The following is a 19,394-nucleotide window of genomic DNA, read 5'->3' as shown; positions in this document are numbered from 1 at the left end:
CCGCCGTTCAGCCGTCCCGGTGCGGGTGGATGAGCAGCAGGGCGACGTCGTCACTGCGGGCGGTGGACTGCTCCGCCCGCCGGACGAGCGTGTCCGCGAGGAGCTCGATGCCCCGGCCGGCGGCGTCCCCCGCGTCCGCCAGCCGGTCGCCGAGCGCGGCGATGGCCTGCCCGAGGTCCACGCCGGGCGACTCCACCAGGCCGTCGGTGTACAGCGCCAGCACCGCCCCGGGCGGCAACGGGATCTCGGTGGACGGGTATTCGGCCGCCGGGTCGATGCCGAGCAGCAGTCCCGGCGGCAGGTCGAGCACCTCGGTCCGGCCGCAGGGGTGGCGCAGCAGCGGGGGCAGGTGGCCCGCCGTCGCCAGGCGCGCCCGGTGCCGGACCAGGTCCAGGTGGACGTACAGGCAACTGGTGAACAGTCCGGAGTCCAGATCGGTCAGGACCCGGTTGGTGCGGGCCAGGACCTCGCCGGGCGGCGCCCCCGCCGTGGCGTGGACGGCGGTGCGGACCTGCCCCATCAGCACCGCGGCGTTCACGTTGTGGCCCTGGACGTCGCCGATCGCCGCGGCGGCGCAGTGGCCCTCCAGGCGGATGAGGTCGTAGAAGTCGCCGCCGATCCCCATGCCGCGCCCGGCCGGCAGATAGCGCGCGGCGATGTCCAGCCCCGCGATCCGGGGCAGTACCTGAGGCAGCAGCCCGGCCTGCAGGGCGTGGGCGAGGCGGTCCTTGGAGTCGTAGAGGCGTGCGCGGTCCAGCGCCTGGGCGACCAGGCCGGCCACCGAGGTCAGCAGGGTCCGCTCCTCCACGGTGAAGGGACGGGGCCGGTCGTAGCCGAGCACCAGCGAGCCCACGGGGCGGCCGGACGTGATCAGCGGCAGGAAGGCCCATGCGCTCATGCGGTCGTCGATGTCCGCCGGCGGGTGTGCCTGCTTCAGCTCCGCCCAGTCGGCGAAGAAGGAGGCGATGCCGGTGGCCAGGACCCGCGCGGCGGGCGTGGACGAGGCCAGCGGCGCGCCGTCGAAGCGGTCCATCAACTCGGCGGGGTAGCCGCGGTAGCCCATGATCCGGAGCCTGCCCTCCTCCGCGGTCATCAGCGCGAGCGCCTGCGCCCCCAGGGCGGGCAGCAACTGGTCGGCGGTCTGCTCCACCACGTCCTGCACCCCGACGGCCTCGGTCAGCGTGGCGGCCAGGTGCATCAACTGGTAGAGCCCGGTGCCCCGTCCGGGCTCGGCCGGGGGCGCGGGCCGCAGCACGCCGGACGGGTCCGCGGCGTCGTCGGCGGGCACGAGCCGGACGCTGACGCCCCAGCCGTCCGCGTACAGGTGGAAGGCCAGCCACCGGTCCGGTGGGCGCAGCGCCGTGAAGGACGTGGCCTGCCGGCTGATCAGCGCGCCGCGGTAGTGGCCCTCGACCGCCGCGGCGTCCAGCCACGGCAGCGCCTGCCAGAGCCGGGCGCCCAGCAGTTCGGGGACGCCGGCGCCGAGCAGTTCGGCCGCGGCTGTGGTGACGAAGGCGATGCGCCCGTCCACGTCCAGCGTGCAGCAGCCGCCGGGCAGCCGCTCCGCGAAGTCGGCCGCGGCTTGCGCCTCGGCGGGCCAGACCGTCCGCGGCCGCGGGGGCGGCAGCAGCCGCGGCCGGGCCCCGGCCCGTACCGGGTGGCCGTCCGCGGCGGCGTGGCGCAGCAGCGCGGTCAGGGAGTCGCAGGCGCGGTGCATCGCCTCGGTCTCGTGCGCGCTCAACCGCGGCGGGTGGGTGCCGGGCCACTGGAGGACCAGCCCGCCCCACGCGGTGGCGCCGGAGGCGATCGGGGCGGCCGCGAGCAGGAAGCGGTGCGGCAGGATCAGCGCGAGCCTCGGGTAATGACGTGCCAGTTCCTCCGGGCTGCCCAGCCACACCCCGCGCCGCTCGCGCACGGCGTCGGCCACCGGGGCACGGTCCGTCAGCGCGACCCTCGCCCACGGCGCCGCGATCCGCCAGGACAGCCCGGTGAGCGCCGCCAGGCGCAGCACGCACTCACCCTGCTCGAGCAGGTACACCGCGCCCACGGACGCCCGGGTCTCCCGTACGACCGCGATCAAGTCGGGGACGACCGCGTCCGGGCCGCGATCCGCGGACTCCCCGCAGCCATGCGCGGCCTCCACGTCGTCACCCGCTCCCGGCGGCGGGCAGGGGCATCAGCCGTACCCGGGGCGCCGCGTGCGGAGGCGCGGCGCGGCAGCACCGGCGGCCCCGCGAAGCGGAGTCCGGTCCTGAGGCGCCGCACCCCTCGCACCGGCCATGACTCACATTCGGACCTTATGTCCGCCCCGGGAGGACGGCACCCCGACGGGCCCACGGCGGTGCACCGCGCCGCACGGCGCTCCGACGCGTCGCGGAACACGCACATCCGACGGCCCGCGCCTTTCTGGCGTCATCATGCCCGAATGCGTACACGCACCGCGGCCACCGTCCTGGCCGCCGCCGCACTCCTTGCCGTCCCCGCGTGCGGCGACGACACCGCCGACCCCCCGCACCGCCTGGACGGGCCCGGCCAGCGGGCCTGCGACCTGTTCGCGCACGGCTACAAGGAGACCGGGACGGTCGACGCCCGGTCGAAGCTGGCCGCACGGGTGCGCGAGGCCGCGAAGACGTCCGCGGTCGAGTCGGTCCGGAACATGTCCGGCACCCTCGTCCAGGGCGCCACCAACGACGCGCAGACGTGGCAGATGGGCGCCGACGCCTTCGCCAAGGCCTGCCTGGACGAAGGCTGGACGGCCGGCTGACCGCCGTGGACGGGCCGGCGCCGCGGGTGCGCGCCCGCCCGGTGCGACACAGCGGCTGCCGAGCGGTGCGGCGGCCCGGCGTGTGGCACGGTGGGCGGACAGACCGGCGCATCACCGAAGAGGAGCCCCCCGTGTCCAAGCCACCGCTTCCCGAAGCCGCGATCGCCCTGCTGAGGAAGCCCAATCCGGCGGTGCTCGCGACGCTGCGTGCCGACGGCCAGCCGGTGTCCACCGCCACCTGGTACCTGTGGGACGAGGGCCGGATCCTGCTCAACATGGACGAGGGCCGCAAGCGGCTCGACCACCTCCGCAACGATCCCCGCGTCACGCTGACCGTGCTGGACAAGGACGACTGGTACACCCACGTCACGATCATCGGCCGTGTCGCCGAGTTGCTGGAGGACAAGGACCTGGCCGACATCGACCGGCTGGCCCGGCAGTACCTGGGCAAGCCCTACCCGATCCGGGACCGCCTGCGGTACAGCGCCCTGGTCGAGATCGACCGCTGGCACGGCTGGGGCGCCCAGAAGGACAACGACCAGATCGGCTGACCGCCGCCCACCGGGGTCCGCCCTGCAGCGGGCCCCGGTGCGCGGGGGCCCCGGCCGTTCAGAGCACGGAGTCCGCGAGGCGCGCGATCTCGTCCGGATCGGCCACGGTGGGGTTGAGGACCAGCTCGTCAGCGCCGATGTCGGCGAAGGCCCGCACAGCCGCCCTGACCGCGTCGGCCCCGCAACTGACGCCCGCGGTGATCGCCGAGGCCATCTCCTCGCCCCCGGACCGGTAGTAGTCCCGCACATGGGCGCGTCCCGCCTCCGGGTCCCCGAGTACGAAGTACGCGAGGGCCACGAGCCGGGGCGAGCCCGCGCGGCCGGCCTCCCGCCAGGCCTTCCTGACCGCCTCGAACGGGGGGGCCACCACCGCGGGCGCCATCGAGGCGCCGATGAAGCCGTCGGCGATCAGTGCGGCCCGCCGGTACGCCTTCGGGGTGAGGCCGCCGAGCAGGACCGGGATGTCCCCGCGCGTGCCTGCGGGCACGAGGGGGTTGGCGGCCCCCGGTGGCGTCCCGCCGCGCCAGATCCTGCGGTACTCCTCGATGTCGCGCTCCATGCGCGCGGCCCGGCCGTGCGCGCCGGGGCCCTCGGCGAGGAAGTCGTCGAGCCGGCCGCCGAGGCCGAGCCCGAGCGTGAACCTGCCGCCCGAGACGCCGTCGATGCCGGCGACCTCCTTGGCCAGCAGGTCCGGGGGCCAGACCGGACCGATCAGGATGGTGCTGATGAGCTCGATCGTGCCGGTCGCCCCGGCGGCCGCGGCCAGGGCGACGGTGTCCATGACGCCCGGATAGCTGATCCGGCCCACCGATCCGAGGGAGGCGAAGCCCGCCTGCTCGGCACGCGCGGCCCAGGCGGGCACCAGGTCGGGCGGCACGTCGCGCACGTGGTTGGGCAGCCCGATGCCGATCTTCATGTGCGATCCCTCCAGGGTGCGGTGCGAGGCCGTACGGCACATTGCGGCACGCCGGGCCCCGCCGCGACCGGGGAGCGGCCGGGAGGGTGAGGGCGGGGAGCCGCGCGGGCCGGCGAGCGAAGGACCGTGCGCCCGCGGGTCAGCCGCTTCGGGGCACCGAATTCGACCGGACACCGGCGTCTGCCCCGTGTCGCGGCCGAACGTGCCGCAGCCGCCCGCTGCGCGGGGAGGCTGTCCGAAAACAGCCTCCACGAGGCGTGAACAGTTCGTCGTCCGTAATTCGAGGCACGGGATGACAGGGGCGTGGACGCCGCTGTCTTCCCGGTTCGTCATCGCGGACAGGCGGTCGGATAGAATTTCGACGTGAATATGTCAGGCACCTCGTGCGTCGACCCGCCGTCTCATTCCAGTTCACCTCGAATGCGCATCGAGGTCGCCCTGACGGATGCGCGGCGCGACGAATTGCTGAGACAGCGCTGGCGGATCCTGAACGACGCCCGACCTTGGCATGTGCACTCGTTGCGAGTCCCCAAGCAGTACACGACAGGCCATTACCGGTGCTGGGTGGAATCCTCCGCGATCGGAGATATCGCGGTCAGCGAACAATACGGCGACGCTGTGGAAGGCGTCATAGGAATGAAACGAGCCACGGAGCGCCGCACGGTGGTTCACATCATGAACAGCGGCGGACTGAGCCTGACCGAGGCAGGCCGTACCGTTCACGTCCCACCGGGCACGCTGTGCGTACGGGACGCGCAGGTCCCCCGGGAGTTCGCCTACCGGCCCGGTTCACGGGCGCGCGTGCTGCTGCTGCCGTCCGAAGCACTGGCCGACACCGGGCTCGATCAGTTGCCGTCACTCACGCTCATCTCCCAGAACGCCCCCGAGGCGCGGCTGCTGACGGGGCAGCTGCATCTGATCCGCCGGACCCGGGGTGACTTGAGTCCGGCGGGCGTCCGGGCCGCCCAGCAGTCCGTACTGCAATTGCTGGCCGGCGCCATCATGGCCCGTGGGGTTTCCGCCGACTCGGCCTTCCGGCCCTCGCTCCGCGCGGCTGCCCGCGACTGCGTCGAAGCCCGCCTTCTGGACCCTCACCTGTCTCCCGCCGAGATAGCGAGGACCCTGTCCGTCTCCGTGCGCACATTGCACCGGGCGTTCGCCGAGGCGGACGAATCCCTGATGGCCTATGTGCGACGCCGCCGTTTGGAGCGCGCACGCGAGGAACTCGTCGCCATGGACGGGAGGTACACCGTCTCGGCGGTGGCGGCTCGCTGGCACTTCGCCGATGTGAGTCACTTCAGCCGCTCCTTCAAGCGCCAGTTCGGCGAGAATCCGAGTTCGTTCGCTCAGTAGTGGGGCGAAGGAGCGGTGCCTCCCGCTCCGGGACGCGGGCGGACGCCCGCCGCGTCCTGCCCGGATCAGTCATCGGCAGGACGCGGCGCGCGGTGGGCCCAGGTGGTTCTAGTGGGCCGACACCGGGGTGGTGACGTTGCTGTAGTTGTTGGCGCCGGCGGCGTCGGCCGCCGTGACCGGGCCGTGCGTCCAGATGCCGAGGACGTTGTTGGAGATGGTGTTTCCGGTGATCTGGACGGACATCGGGTCCACCGTGCTCACAAGGAGACCCGTGGTCCGCAGGTCGTCGGTGGCGCCGGTGTCGGTGTCGCCGACAATGTTGTTGGTGCCGATCTGGTTGGTGCTGACGACGTTGCCGCCGAGGTCCTGCCCGGACGCGGTGCCGTGCACGGTCACGGCCGCCCAGCCGTTGCCGGTCATGACGTTGCTCTGCACGGTGTTGCCGTAGACCCCGCCGCCGGCCACGGCCGACGCGAGGGTGACCCCGCCTCCGCCCGCCTCAAGTCCGTTGTCGAAGACGTTGTTGCCGGTGATGGTGTTGCCGAAGACGCCTGCGGCGCCGGGGGCGCGGACACCTCCGGGAGCCGCCGAGCCGTTGCGGGAGACCAGGGTGAAGCCTGATCCCGACGCGTTGCCGTGCACGGAGTTGCCGCTGAACGTGCTGCCCGACGCGGGACCGGTCTCGTCGCTGATGACGATCCCGGAGCCATTGCCGCTGACGGTGCTCGCCAGCACGGTGGCGTTGGAGCTGCCGAGCAGGTGGATGCCTCCGCCGCAGTCGCCGGGCTCACCGGCCGTCCCCTGGCACAGGGCGTAGGAGTTGGCGACGGCGTTCGGGCCCGTGCCGGTGTTGTTGCCCGAGACGATGGTGTTCGCGATGGTCGCGTTCTTCACACTGTTGACGAGGATTCCCTCACCGACGGCGTTCTTCACCGTGAACCCGGTCACCGTGACGTCGGGCGCGCTGATCTCGATGCCGTTGATCAGGCCGGTGGCGTCGATGGTGACGTTCGAACGGGCTTCGAGGGCGAGCGGTTTGGTGACCGCGACGTCCTCGTGGAACGTGCCGTTGCAGACGACGACCCGGCCGCCGGCGGCCACCGCCTTGACAGCCGTGTTGATCGAGTTGAAGGCGGGAGTGCTGCAACTGGTGTCCGCCGCGGAGGCGACGGCGGTCGGCGAGACGTAGACCGTCTGCGGAAGGGTCTGCGGCAGGGAGAACGCGTAGAGCTTGTTGTTGTCACCCTTGGCCGGGAAGAACGGGCCCATGTTCTGGGTGTGGTAGCCGGAGCCCCAGTACACCGAGCCGTCCACGATCGACGCGCCGCCGAGGACCGCGCCCCCGCTGGGGAAGCCCCACTTGACGGCGCCGGTGGCGGCGTCGAGGGCGTACATGTTGGTGCCGGTCGGATTCGTGGATCCGCCGTAGACGACGCCGTTCGCGCTGGACACGAAGGACATGGGGGACGCCGAGCCGGGTGTCGCGGTCTCCCACAGGATGTTTCCGGTGGCCGGGTCGAGGGCGGCCCAGAAGCCGCCCGTGGTGGTCGACTTCTCCCCGGTCGCGGACGTCAGGGTGACGGACAGGTGATTGGTGTTGGTGTTGGCGACGTATATGCGCTTGCCGTCGGCCGCCGAGCCCCACTGGAGGCCGCCGAGGTTGCCGCCGGGGCCGACCGCCGTTGCCCAGACGATCTTTCCGGTGGCCGGGTCGAGCGTCCAGTAGACGCCGCTCTTCTGGCCGATGCCGAGCAGGTCGGTGGCCTTGCCGTTGACCGTGGCGGTGAAGAGGTTGGGCGCGGAGCCGAAGTCGAAGTCGTCACCGAACCGCTGGCCGACCGTCCAGGTGTCGGCGGTCAGGGTCTTGGTGGCCCAGGCGATCTCGCCGGTGTGCAGGTCGAAGGCGACGATGGAGTCCTGGTAGTTGTCGGCCGCCCCGGGATCGCAGTCGGTCTCGTCGGGGGAGGTGCAGACGCCGGACGGTACGGTGTAGTTGTTGCCGGTTCCGACGTACACCAGCCCGGTCTTCTCGTCGACCACCGGGTTGCTGCCCCACACGGCACCGCCGGTGTAGCCCTGGGGCACCACGTAGGTCTTCCACAGCTTCTCGCCGGTGACGGCGTCCAGGGCGACGACACTGCCGCGGAACGTGTACGGCGGAGCGAATTTCTCGGCCTTGGACGACACGCCGACGTAGACGACACCGTCGGCCACGACGGGCGACGACGTCACGATGGCGGCCGGGTCCGCGTCGACCTGGGTCTTCCAGAGCCTGGTGCCGGTCAGGGCGTCGACACCGAAGAGGAACGCGCCGTCCGTGCTGTTGCCGCGCTGCTCGCCCGAGCCCGTGACGAGCTCGCCCTTCCAGTACGCGGGGCTGAGCCGCGAGATGTCGCCGGCGATCCCGGTGTACTCGCTGATCTGGTGGCTCCAGATCTTCTGACCGGTCGTCGCCTGCACCTTGTAGAGGTTGCCTGCCCAGTCCGGCGCGTACACGTAGCCGCCCACCACGGTCGGCGTCGCCGAGACGCTGTCCCCTGTGGTGAAGGTCCACTTGGGCTTCAGGCCGGCCACGTTGCCCGTGCCGACGGCACGCTCGGCGGCCGCGTTGTGGGTGTCGCCGAGGTCGCCTCCCGCGTACGGCCAGTCGGCCGCGGCGGCCGTCGGCGCGACCGGGGCCGTGGCGACCGCGGACGGTGCGGAGGCCGCCGTCGCGGCGGTGGCGGGCAGGGCCAGCGTGAGTCCGGCCATCACCATCCCGGCCACACGAGCACGCACCCGCTTTCGCCGTGCGGCGGGCATGCGGGGTATGGACATGAAGAAGCACCTCCCGATCCTTGCTGATCTTGCGACCGAGAGCATAAGGACGCCCTGCGGGACCGGAAGGCCGCCTTCCGGGCACGGAACACGGCCTTCGGCGCATCGGAAAGCGGGACGGGTGGGGGTCTGCCTCCCGAAGGGCCTCGCTGACGGTTCGTCGGTTCGGTGCCGGGCTCTTCCTCGCTGACCAGGGATTCTGTTCCGGTGACCCCATCGATCGTGAGTCGCGACGCGGTACGCGGCCGAGGCGCGTGGCGGCATCCATGGTCCCCCCGGGCTCCTGCCGAGCGTGGCACGGAAGTTCATGCGTCTGGCACTGTCCTTCCAGTGCGCCGGCAGCGGCCCGGCACGCCCCTCGCCCCGATGGGACGCGCGCTCCGGCCGGACCGGCCTCTAGGGTGGCCCGCATGTACTCCACACAGGTCTCGCGCCGCGTGCGGGCGACCCCCGCCGCCGTGTACCGGGCGCTCCTCGACCCGCGGGCGGTGGCACGGTGGCGCGTCCCGGACGGTATGAGCGGTCACGTCCACGCCTTCGAGGCCCGCGAGGGCGGCCGATTCCGGGTGTCCCTCGTGTACGACGGGCAACAGGCCGAGGGGAAGTCCGACGCGCACACGGACACCTACCACGGGCACTTCGCGCGCCTGGTCCCGGACGAACTGGTCGTCGAGGTCGTCGAGTTCGAGTCCGACGACGCCGCACTGCGCGGCACGATGACGATGACGACGTCGCTCACCGCGGTGGACGGCGGGACCGACGTCGTCGTCGTGCACGAGGGCATCCCCGACGTCGTGCCCCGCGAGGACAACGAGACGGGTACGCGGATGGCCCTGGACCACCTCGCCCGGCTGGTCGAGGGCGCCGGGGGAGAGTGACGGGGGCCGCCGGGCCGTCGTGCGCGGCCCGGCGGGATCAGGCGCCCGTGCCCGCCTGGAGGGGGCCGAGCCGCGGCACCGAGGCCTTGCCGGTGTTGGAGACCTTGCCGCCGTTCCACGGCACGCGCAGGGACGTGCGTTCGTCCGGCGGCGTGACGAGTACGGCCGCCGGGACCACGGTGGTCACCCCGGTGATGTCCGGGTTGCTGAACGACATCGGCGACCAGGCGCTCGCGCCCGGCGCCAGGGTGACCCGCTGCTTCGGCAGGCCGGTGTTCCGCTCGGGGTCCACCGTCACCTGCTGTCCCGCGCCGTTGACGAACGCCAGGCCCGGGAACCCGTAGACGGTGCAGGTGCGGGAGGACCGGTTGGTGAGGACCACCGGGAAGTTCTCCTGGCCCGCGCCCGGGTCGTTCGGGCCGATGGAGGCGCGCAGGTCCGCGGTGTGGCAGCGGCCGGTGCCGGCCGCTGTCGCCCCAGTGCCGCCGCTGCCGCCGTTCGCGGTGGCCGTCGTGCCGGTCGTACCGGTCGTGCCGGTGGGGCCGGTTGCGGTGGAGGTGGTGGTGCCCGGCGCCGCGGCGGAGGACGTGTCCGCCGGGGCGGAGTCCGTCGCATCGCCGCTCGCCGGGCTCGCCGAGCCGGGGAGCGTCTGCGGGGCGCTCACGTTGCCGCTGCCGCCGCCCTTCCCGCAACCGGTCAGGATCGCCGTCGCGAGGGCCGCGCCCAGGAGGACGGGGACACCGACCCGGCGCGCGCGGCGGCCGGGGAGCGCCGGCCGGCCTCGATGGTGCTGCGCCGGGGATACGTCGTGGTGCTGGTTCGCCACGTCTTTTCCTCTTTCCGTCCTGTGGTGCGGCCGCGACGCCTCGCGCGGTCGGCGGGCCTCGGAGTGGAGGGCGACCCTCCTCATAGTGGGATGCCACCGGCCCGGCAGAAGTTCACGGTCTTTCCGGGTGATGATCGGTGCTGATCGGTGATGATCAGGAATCGACGTCGAGGCCGCCGAGGACGGTGTCGGTCATGTCGGCACCACCGTCCTGCCTGACCTGGACGTACACCTGGGGCTGGGCTGCGCCGTCACGACCCAGGCTGATCTCGTCGATCGACCCCCCGGCGGTGCCGCACCCGGTCCAGTGCCGGACCCGGCCGCGCCACCTGGTGCCGTGGTAACCGCGGGACTCCTGGCGGCGGCAGAGGTCGTGCCGGATGGCGCCGACGCGGCCGGCGAGGTCGCCGTGCTCGCTCAGTCCGACGAAGACGCCGTCGACCCGCGCCGCCAGGTCCGGCCAGCGGGAGGCGTCCGCGGCGATGACGAGCCCGGGCTCCTGGGCACCGGGCAGCCCCAGCGCCTTCGGGCTCCACCCGCCCCCGACCAGTTCGCGGCTCCACGACGCGGGCACCGTCACCGTGATACGCCCGGTGGCGTCGCTCACCGCGACCGTCGCCGGGGTCCGCGGCGGAGCGGTACGGGTGGCGAGCAGGCCCGCGCCGGTCGCCGCTGCCGCCAGCACGGCGCACAGCGCGAGCACCGAAGCGCGCCGGCGCTCCCTGAGCCGCCGCAGTGCCCCGCCGGCGACGGGACGGCCATGACGTGCGGCCAGTGCCTCCAGTTCGGCCGCGAAGCGCCCGGCGTCCGGCCAGCGCTTCCTGCGGTCGGTCCGCAGAGCGCGCAGCACCGCCCGCCGCACCTCGGCCGGCAGGCCCGGGCGGAGCCGGTCGGGCCGGGTGATCCGCCCCGCAGGGCCGGGCACCGTCCCGGTCAGCAGGTGGTAGAGGACGGCCCCGAGCCCGTAGACGTCGGCCCGCACGTCCACGCCCCCGCCGGGGGTCGCCTGCTCCGGCGCCATGTAGCCGGCCGACCCGGCGACCATCGTCAGGCCCGACGCCTGGGCGAGCGCCTTGGCCAGACCCAGATCGGCCACCAGGACACGCTGCGTGCCGTCCCGTGCGGTGCCGATCAGGACGTTGGACGGCTTGATGTCCCGGTGCACCACGCCTGCCTCGTGCAGGGCCGCCACACCGCGGGCGGCCTCCGCGGTCAGCCGCAGCGCGTCGTGGAGGGGGAGCGGGCCGTCGGCCAGCAGATCCTCCAGTGTGCCCCGGTCCGCGTACTCCATCACGAAATAGGGGCGTTCATCGGGAAGTTCGCCCATGTCGAAGACCTGCACCAGGCGGCTGGAGGCGGCCTTGCGCAGCAGCCGGGCCTCGGCGAGGAAGCGCTCGCGCAGATCCAGGCGGTACGCCCAGTTCTCCGCCATCACCTTGACCGCGACGGGGGCTTCCAGGGTGTCGTCGTGCGCGAGCCACACCATCGCGAACGCCCCTGCTCCGAGCGGCCGCACAAGCCGATAACGGCCGATCTGATCAAGTGGGGGCATAGGCATATCATGCACCGGGCGCCCACCGACCCGAGGAGGACCCCCGTGACGTCCGACCAGGGGACAGAGGAACTCGCGGCGCGCGCGGCGGCCGGCGACTCCGCGGCCCTGGACCTGCTGCTCGGGCGGATCCGGCCGGAGGTGCTGCGGCGATGCGGCCGCTTCCTGGTGCACCGGGAGGACGCCGAGGAGGCGGCACAGGACGTCCTGTTCCAAGTCGCCCGAAAGATCGGCACCTTCGAGGGCCGCAGCCGGTTCCACACCTGGCTCTACACGGTGGTCGCCAACTGCTGCCGGCAGAAGTACCGCGAACTCAAGCGCCGGCGGGGTGAGCAGTCGCTGTCCGCGACGGACACCGACACGCCCGATCCGCGCCGGACGAGCGTGATCGCCGGCACGCGCATCGACCTGCTGGAGGCGCTGGAGCGCCTGGAGAGCGTCAGTCCGGAGCTCGTCGCGCCGCTGGTGTACCGCGACATCTGTCAGATGGAGTACCGGGAGATCGAGGAGCAGCTCGGCATCCCCATGGGCACGGTGAAGTCCCGCCTGCACAACGCGCGGCGCCAGGTGCGGGGCTGGCTGGTGGACCCCGGCTGAGCGGGTCCGGCGGCGTCCGGAGAGAAATTCCCGAAGAAACTTCGAGAGTTCCGCGAACTTTTCCGGTCCGCCGCGCAACTCATTGATCCAGGGGCGGTGTCTGCCGCCGCACAGGATGTTCACAGGAGTTGTGATTTGTCCATATTGAACTGGATTGCGCCACGACGGGGGAGACGGTCGCCCCTCCGCGCGGGGACGGCGGGCGTGGCGGTGCTCGCCGCGCTCACTGCGCTGGGCGCCGCGGGACCGGCTCCGGCGGCCGCCGCGGACACCGCCCTTCCGGCCCCGAAGGCGTCCGCCCGTACCCAGCCGGGCCATGTCGAGCCGCTCTGCGGACCGGCAAAACCCCATGAATTCACCTGTTTCGGCCTGCGGCGCACCGACGTCCCGGCGCGGAAGGGGTTCCGGACGGCCGGACAGGCCCCCGCCGGCTTCGGGCCGGCCGATCTGCTCAGCGCCTACGCCCTGCCCGCGAACGGCGGCGCGGGACGCACGATCGCCATCGTCGACGCCTACGACAACCCCAGCGCCGAGGCCGACCTGGCCGTCTACCGCGCCCAGTACGGCCTGCCCGCCTGCACCACCGCCAACGGCTGCTTCACCAAGGCCGACCAGCGCGGCGGCACCGCCTACCCCGACCCCGATCCGGGCTGGGCCACCGAGATCTCCCTCGACCTCGACATGGTCTCCGCGATCGCCCCGAACGCCCGCATCGTGCTGGTCGAGGCCGACACGCCGACCAGCGACGACCTCGGCGCCGCCGTGGACCAGGCCGTGGCGCTCGGTGCGCAGTACGTCTCCAACTCCTACGGTTCCAACTACGCCTTCTACCCGGAGGACCCGGCCGAGTCCGCCCTGGACGTCCACTACGACCACCCGGGCGTCGCGATGATCGCCTCGTCCGGCGACTCCCGCTACGGCGTCGCCTACCCCGCGGCCTCCCCGTACGTCACGGCCGTCGGCGGCACTTCACTCACCAAGGACGCCGGTACGTCCCGCGGCTGGACCGAGTCGGTGTGGGACCACGACGGCGGCGGCACCGGCTCCGGCTGCTCCCTCCACGAGCCCAAGCCCGCCTTCCAGCAGGACACCGGATGCGCCGGGCGCACCGTCGCCGACGTCTCGGCCGTGGCCGACCCCGCCACGGGTGTCGCGGTGTACGACAGCTACGGCTCCGGCGGCTGGGGCGTGGCCGGCGGTACCAGCGCCTCAGCCCCGATCATCGCCGGTGTGTACGCGAACGCCGGCGCCCCGGTCGCCGGTACCCACCCCAACGTCTACCCGTACGCCGCGGGCGGCCTGAACGACGTCACCGAGGGCGGCAACGGCCGCTGCGCGCCCGCCTACCTGTGCACCGCCGGCCCCGGCTACGACGGCCCCACCGGCCTCGGCACCCCGAACGGCCTGGACGCCTTCCGCATGGGGCCGCACGGCACGCTCTCCGGCACCGTCACCGACCGGTCCTCGCACGCACCCGTCGCCGCGGCGACGGTGAGCACGGGCCTGTTCTCCACGACCACGGACAGCGCGGGCCACTACACCCTCGCGCTGCCCGTCGGCCGCCACGAACTCGCCGTCACCGCCTACGGCTACGCGCCGGGCACGGCCACGTGGGTCGACGTCGCCGACGGCACCGCGGCGACCCGGGACCTCGCGCTGCGCAAGCTCGCCACCCACCGTGTGTCGGGCACCGTGACCGACGCCTCCGGGCACGGCTGGCCGCTGCACGCGAAGATCACCGTCGACGGCGTTCCGGGCGCCCCCGTGTGGTCCGACGCGGCCACCGGCGCCTACCGGCTCGACCTGCCCGAGAACCACACGTACACCCTGCACGTGGTCGGCGACGACCCCGACTACCTGTCCCTGACCCGCACGGTGGACGTGCGCCGGACGGACCTGAAGATGGGGCTGGGGCTGCCCGCCGACACCTGGGCCACCGGCAATCCGGCGTACCGGCTGCGTGTGGACACCCTGGGCACCGAGCCTTTCGACTCCACGTCCGGCGCGCCCAAGGGCTGGAGCGTGACCGACCTCGCGGGCACCGGGCACGGCTGGTCGTTCGACGACCCGGGCGGCCGGGGCAACACCACCGGCGGCTCGGGAGGGTTCGCCGTCGCGGACAACGACCACGCCGGCTGGGACGTGGCCATGGACACCGTACTGACCGGCCCGGTCTGGGACTTCGGCCGCGCCGGCGACCCGGAACTGGCCTTCAGCACCGACTACGAGGGTTCCGCCGAGCAGAGCGGTGACGTCGAGGTCACCGCCGACGGCGGCAGGAACTGGACCACGGTGTGGCACCAGGACCAGGGGTGGGGCAGCGGACGGGTGGAGATCCCGCTGACCGAGTGGGCCGGCGAGCGCGCGGTGCAGGTGCGCTTCCACTTCACCGGTCCCGGCCAGCTGTGGGCCGTCGACGACGTGACGGTCGCCGAGCGCGTCCTGACCCCGGTCCGGGGCGGGATGCTCACCGGTCTCGTCACCGACGCCAACACCCGGCGCGGGCTGATCGGCGCCCAGGTGCGGTCCGGTTCCGGCGACGGCCCGGTGGCTCCCACCCTGGCCACCGCGGGCGACCCGCGGGTCGGCGACGGCCTGTACCGCCTGTTCGTCCCCGGCAACGGCAACCACAAGGTGGCCGCCGGCAAGCCCTCCTACAGCACGGCCTCCCGTACGGTCGCGGTTCCCGCCGACCGGACGTCGCAGGCCTCGTTCGCGCTGAAGGCGGGGCGCCTGTCCACACACGTCACGGGCATCGACGCGACCACGAGGCCCGGCGGCAAGGTCACCCGGAAGGTCACCGTCCGCAACACGGGCACCGCTCCGCTCACGCTCCGGCTCGGCGAGCGCACCGGCACCGGACCGGACTCCGCCGCTCCCGGCACCGGCTGGCGCTCCCTGCCGGACCTGCCGGTCGCGGTGATGGACAACGCGGTGGAGAGCCACGCCGGACGGCTGTACTCCGCACTGGGCACCGGTGACGGCGACACCCCGACCGGCGACCTCTACGTCCTCGACCCCGCGGCGGGCACCTGGAACCGCGGCGCGAGCGCGCCCGAACCCCGCCAGGCCACCGCGCACGGCTTCATCGGCGACCGCCTGTGGACCGTGGGCGGCTGGGGACCCGGCGAGCAGGTCAGCGCGACCACCCAGGTCTACGACGCGGCGCGGAACACGTGGTCGAAGGGCCCGGACATTCCCGAGGGCCGCTACGGCGCCGCGGGGGCCGTGCTCGGCGGCCGCCTCTACGTCGTCGGCGGATGCACCGACACCGACTGCTCCAGCACCGTGTCCGTGCTGGACCCGGCCACCGGCACGTGGTCCCGGGCGGCCGACTACCCGCGGACCGTCAGCTGGGAGTCGTGCGGCGCGATCAACGGCAAGCTGTACTGCGCCGGAGGCATCCACGAGTACGTCGAGACGGGCGACGCCTACGTCTACGACCCCGCCTCCGACAGCTGGCAGCCCGTCGCCGCCATGCCCACGGGCCTGGCGACCGCGTCGTACGCCGCGGCCAACGGACGGCTCCTGGTCTCCGGCGGCTTCAAGCGGGTCGGCGTCAACCGCGTCCTCACCCCTGAGGGTTACGCCTACGACCCGGGCACCGACACCTGGACCCGGCTGCCGGACGCCCCCACCGCGCTCTACCGCGGCGGCGGGGCCCCGGGGATGTACCAGGTCGGCGGCAGCAACCAGAGCCGCTTCCCGGTCCCGGTGGCCACCGCCCGGCAGCTGCCGGGCTGGGACCAGACGGAGACCGACGTGTCCTGGCTGTCGGAGAACCCCGGGCGCCTGACGCTGCGCCCGGGCGCGAGCGCGACGTTCACGGTCACGCTCGACGCCCGCGGCCTCCGGACTCCGGGCGACTGGACGGCGTCGGTGATCCTGCGCACCGGCACGCCGTACTGGGTCCCGCCGATCCCGGTCGCCCTGCACGTCAGGAAGTCCGGCCACTGACGCGGTCGTCCCGCGGCACCGGGCCCCTCGGGCAGGTCACCCGACCTGCCCGAGGGGCCCCGCCGTTCCGGGGTGGGCGAATTGGTCCGGTCCTCCGTCGCGGAAATGGACCGCATCGGCGCGCCGCCGCGCCCGTACGGTCGGCACCATGACGTCGACCGTTCCCCCCGCCCTGAACATCTGTGTCTTCCTGTCCGCCGCCGACCTCGACGAGCGATGGACCCGGCCGGCCCGTGAGTTCGCTGAACTGCTCGGCAGGGGCGGCCACACGCTGGTGTGGGGAGGGTCCGACACCGGGCTGATGAAGGCCGTCGCCGACGCGGTGCGCGAGTCCGGGGGCCGGCTCGTCGGGATCTCGGTCGGCCTCCTCCGCCAGTGGGCCAGGAAGGACGCCGACGAGATGGTGATCGCCGCGGATCTCGCCGAACGGAAGGCGCTGCTGCTCGCCCGGTCGGACGCGGTGGTGGTGCTGCCCGGCGGCCTGGGAACGCTGGACGAGGTGTCCGAGGTCCTGGAGCTGAGGAAGCACGGACTGCACGGCAAGCCGGTGGTCCTGCTGAACACGGGCGGCTTCTACGACGGGCTGACCCTCCAGCTGCGGCGGATGGAGGAGGAGGGGTTCCTGCCGATGCCCCTGGCCGAGCTGGTCCTGCTCACCGACGACGCCGCCGGCGCGCTCGCCCACCTGGAACGCCTCGGCGCCGGGCTCCGGGCCGTGGCGTGACCTGCCGGCCCACGCCGGTGGACGCGGAGCCCGCATACCGGTCGAGGAGGGTGCGCGTCGGTCCCGTCACACGTCACGGCACGCGTCCGCACGGAAGGCGTCCATCGACACGGTCGCGTAGCCGTCCCGGTCGGTACCCGGCCCCTCGCCTTTCAGGTAGCGGACCTGGCCGGGTTCGAGGCGTGCGAGCTGCGCCGCGGTGAAGGTCACCTCGAACGTCATCGCGGAGTGGTTGTCGGTCCACCCGCGCAGGGTGTACGTGTGGTGCGGGTCGAGGGCGGCCAGGGGCGTGCCGGCCCGCCAGCCCCTGCCGCCGGTCCTCAGTGACCAGACGCTGAATCCCGTGGCCGGCTTGCGACGGCTCCATGAGCCGATTTCGTCCGCTTCGTCGGCGTCCACGTCGTAGAGCGAAGCGCCGTCGATGTGATCGTGGCAGACGAGCATCACCCCGACCGGCGTCCCGTCCTCGGCCACCGTGATGCCCGTGACCCCGACGCCCAGCGGGGAGCAGCCGGTCAACGCCGCGAGCACGGCGATGCCGAACCCTCCCAGGAAGACACACCACTTCCGCGTCATCGCGCCCCCGTCCCGACGCCGAACCCGGTTTGGACCCCGGACCACTTCAGCGTGCCCACCCCGGGGTCCCCGCGGAACGGGAACGGCGGAATCGAAGGCATTTCGCAACCAGGCCAGGCGCGGCGCGGACGTCCGCCGGCCCGGGGCGGGCGGGGCTGCCCCCGGGCGTCGGCGACGACCCCGTCCCGAGCCGGCCGGCGGGCGTCCGGGGCGCGCCCTGCCCGCAACGGCTCGCGGCTGTGACGTGGCGCCAGGATCCGGACCTGTCAGGCCCTTCCCAGAACCAGGATGTTCACCGACGTGCGCAACGGGGCCGGTCGAGGCCTCCCGGGGCAGCCGCTGCCATCCGCGGCCCAGGGGCGCCACGACGCTCCCACGGCTCGTCCGGCACAGCCGCTCAGCAGCCCGTGTCGCGGTCGACGGCCTGCCCGGCCGGATCAGATCATCTCTGAGGCAGCACCGCGCAGAGCGCGTCCAGCGCACCCGCCCACGCGCTCTCCGGAGGCGCCGCGTAGTTGACGACCAGTCCGTCCCGCGCGGGCGACCGCACCGGCGAATCGGCGACCTCGTAGCGGAACTCCGTCAGCCCGCTGACCGCCAGGCCCTGCCGCGCCGCGGCCTGGACGACCGGACGCTCCGTCCCGCGAGGGAGTTCGAGGACCGCCTGCAACCCGGCGGCCATGCCCGTCACGCGGACGGCCGGGGCCCTGCGCGCCAGCGCCGCGACCAACTGGTCGCGACGGCGCCGGTAGAGCAGCCGCATGGCGCGCACATGGCGGTCGTAGGCGCCCGAGGAGATGAACTCGGCGAACGTCAGCTGCTCCAGCGCGCTCGACATGTAGTCGCCGTACCCCTTGGCCGTGACGATCTCCGGGACCAGCCCCGCCGGCAGCACCATCCAGCCGATCCGCACCCCCGGCGCCAGGGACTTGCTCGCCGAGCCGAAGTACACGACCCGCTCGGGATCGAGGCCCTGGAGGGCGCCGACCGGCTGACGGTCGTACCGGAACTCCCCGTCGTAGTCGTCCTCCAGGATCAGCCCGCCGGTGGCCCGCGCCCAGTCGACGGCCGCCGTGCGCCGGTCCGGGCGCAGGGCGACTCCCGTCGGGTACTGGTGCGCCGGTGTCATCAGCACCGCGCCGACGCCGCGCAGGCCCGCCAAGTCGTCCGTGCGCGCGCCGTGTTCGTCGACGCACAGCGGCGGGGTGCGCAGTCCGGCGTCGGTCAGCAGATCGCGATAGAGGTCGAGACCGTACGCCTCGACGGCCACCGCCGACACCCCTCGGGTCCGGAGCGCCCGCGCCATCAGCATCAGGCCGTGATGGAAGCCGGAACAGATGACGATTCGCTCCGGCTCGGCGTACACGCCGCGGGCCCGCGCCAGATAGTCCGCCAGGGCGGTCCGCAGCTCCACCCGGCCGCGGGCGTCGCCGTAGCCGAGGGCGTCGTAGGGCGCCGCGGACAGCGCACGGCGGGCCGCGGCGAGCCACTGCGCACGGGGAAAGTCCGCCAGGTTCGGGGCCCCGGGCAGCAGGCCGTACCGGGGACGGGCACGTGGTCGGGCCCGGCTCGGCGTCGCGCCGGCGGCGGGGGGCTGCTCGGGCCGGTCGGCCACCCGGGTCCCGGAGCCCTGCCGGGCGGTCAGCCAGCCCTCGGCGACCAGCTCGGCGTACGCCTCGGTCACCGTGTTGCGGGAGACGCCGAGGTCCGCGGCGAGCGAGCGCGATGCCGGCAACCGGCTTCCGGGCGCCAGCCGCCCCGTGCGGACGGCCTCCCGCAGAGCGTCCGCCAGCCCGGCGCGCAGTCCGGGTCCGCGCAGCTCCAGGTGCAGGTCCGCACCGACCGCGGAAGGCGTCTCGGCCATGGAATTGGTCCGGTGATCC

General features: G+C 73.4%; 14 protein-coding genes. 7 read left to right on the top strand and 7 right to left on the bottom strand.

All coding sequences use genetic code 11. From position 1 onward, the window contains the following. Positions 1-7: 7 nt before the first annotated feature. Positions 8-2,143 (bottom strand): SpoIIE family protein phosphatase, encoded by a 2,136-nt coding sequence (locus PV364_RS01220; protein ID WP_415924514.1) that lies wholly within the window; start codon positions 2,141-2,143, stop codon positions 8-10. A gap of 282 nt (positions 2,144-2,425) precedes the next feature. Here PV364_RS01220 and PV364_RS01215 point away from each other — a divergent pair, with 282 nt between their 5' ends. Both PV364_RS01215 and PV364_RS01210 read left to right on the top strand, forming a co-directional pair. After that, positions 2,426-2,764, top strand: a complete 339-nt coding sequence (locus PV364_RS01215; protein ID WP_319657645.1) for a hypothetical protein — start codon at positions 2,426-2,428, stop codon at positions 2,762-2,764. A gap of 131 nt (positions 2,765-2,895) precedes the next feature. Further along, positions 2,896-3,315 (top strand): PPOX class F420-dependent oxidoreductase, encoded by a 420-nt coding sequence (locus PV364_RS01210; protein WP_319657644.1) that lies wholly within the window; start codon positions 2,896-2,898, stop codon positions 3,313-3,315. Positions 3,316-3,373: 58 nt separating this feature from the next. On the opposite strand, the gene PV364_RS01205 is transcribed toward PV364_RS01210, so the two are convergent. After that, a complete protein-coding gene (locus tag PV364_RS01205; RefSeq protein WP_319657643.1) occupies positions 3,374-4,231 on the bottom strand; it encodes an LLM class flavin-dependent oxidoreductase in 858 nt (285 codons plus the stop codon). 420 nt (positions 4,232-4,651) lie between these two features. Between PV364_RS01205 and PV364_RS01200 the strand changes: the two genes are divergently transcribed. Continuing rightward, complete coding sequence (locus PV364_RS01200) at positions 4,652-5,584, top strand: helix-turn-helix domain-containing protein (protein ID WP_319657642.1); 933 nt, start codon at positions 4,652-4,654, stop codon at positions 5,582-5,584. Between the two features lie 108 nt (positions 5,585-5,692). Here PV364_RS01200 and PV364_RS01195 read toward each other — a convergent pair whose 3' ends face one another. Next, positions 5,693-8,401: a PQQ-binding-like beta-propeller repeat protein gene (locus tag PV364_RS01195; RefSeq protein WP_319657641.1), complete on the bottom strand. Its 2,709-nt coding sequence runs from the start codon at positions 8,399-8,401 to the stop codon at positions 5,693-5,695. 410 nt (positions 8,402-8,811) lie between these two features. Here PV364_RS01195 and PV364_RS01190 point away from each other — a divergent pair, with 410 nt between their 5' ends. Then, positions 8,812-9,279 carry an SRPBCC domain-containing protein gene (locus tag PV364_RS01190; protein WP_319657640.1) on the top strand — a complete coding sequence of 156 codons (468 nt, stop codon included), beginning with the start codon at positions 8,812-8,814 and terminating at the stop codon, positions 9,277-9,279. 37 nt (positions 9,280-9,316) lie between these two features. Here the strand turns inward: PV364_RS01190 and PV364_RS01185 are convergent, their stop codons facing one another. Then, positions 9,317-10,105 carry a DUF4232 domain-containing protein gene (locus PV364_RS01185; protein WP_319657639.1) on the bottom strand — a complete coding sequence of 263 codons (789 nt, stop codon included), beginning with the start codon at positions 10,103-10,105 and terminating at the stop codon, positions 9,317-9,319. Positions 10,106-10,259: 154 nt separating this feature from the next. Then, on the bottom strand, positions 10,260-11,657 hold the full coding sequence (locus tag PV364_RS01180) for a serine/threonine-protein kinase (protein WP_319657638.1): 1,398 nt from the start codon (positions 11,655-11,657) through the stop codon (positions 10,260-10,262). Between the two features lie 9 nt (positions 11,658-11,666). On the opposite strand from PV364_RS01180, the gene PV364_RS01175 reads away from it, so the two are divergent. The 3 genes from PV364_RS01175 (at position 11,667) to PV364_RS01165 (ending at position 16,935) form a co-directional block, all read left to right on the top strand. Then, positions 11,667-12,254 (top strand): RNA polymerase sigma factor, encoded by a 588-nt coding sequence (locus PV364_RS01175; RefSeq protein ID WP_401975886.1) that lies wholly within the window; start codon positions 11,667-11,669, stop codon positions 12,252-12,254. Between the two features lie 204 nt (positions 12,255-12,458). Continuing rightward, positions 12,459-16,211 carry a kelch repeat-containing protein gene (locus PV364_RS01170; protein ID WP_319657636.1) on the top strand — a complete coding sequence of 1,251 codons (3,753 nt, stop codon included), beginning with the start codon at positions 12,459-12,461 and terminating at the stop codon, positions 16,209-16,211. Positions 16,212-16,383: 172 nt separating this feature from the next. Then, on the top strand, positions 16,384-16,935 hold the full coding sequence (locus PV364_RS01165) for a TIGR00730 family Rossman fold protein (protein WP_319657852.1): 552 nt from the start codon (positions 16,384-16,386) through the stop codon (positions 16,933-16,935). A gap of 66 nt (positions 16,936-17,001) precedes the next feature. Here the strand turns inward: PV364_RS01165 and PV364_RS01160 are convergent, their stop codons facing one another. Together PV364_RS01160 and PV364_RS01155 are read right to left on the bottom strand one after the other, a co-directional pair. Next, positions 17,002-17,511, bottom strand: a complete 510-nt coding sequence (locus tag PV364_RS01160) for a hypothetical protein (protein ID WP_319657635.1) — start codon at positions 17,509-17,511, stop codon at positions 17,002-17,004. A gap of 442 nt (positions 17,512-17,953) precedes the next feature. Continuing rightward, a complete protein-coding gene (locus tag PV364_RS01155) occupies positions 17,954-19,375 on the bottom strand; it encodes a PLP-dependent aminotransferase family protein (protein WP_319657851.1) in 1,422 nt (473 codons plus the stop codon). Positions 19,376-19,394 lie beyond the last annotated feature (19 nt).

The organism is Streptomyces sp. MI02-7b, from assembly GCF_033793585.1.
In the GTDB taxonomy this organism is placed as follows: domain Bacteria; phylum Actinomycetota; class Actinomycetes; order Streptomycetales; family Streptomycetaceae; genus Actinacidiphila.
The sequence above is the reverse complement of the archived record's forward strand: the minus strand, read 5'-3'. Positions and strand labels throughout refer to the sequence as shown.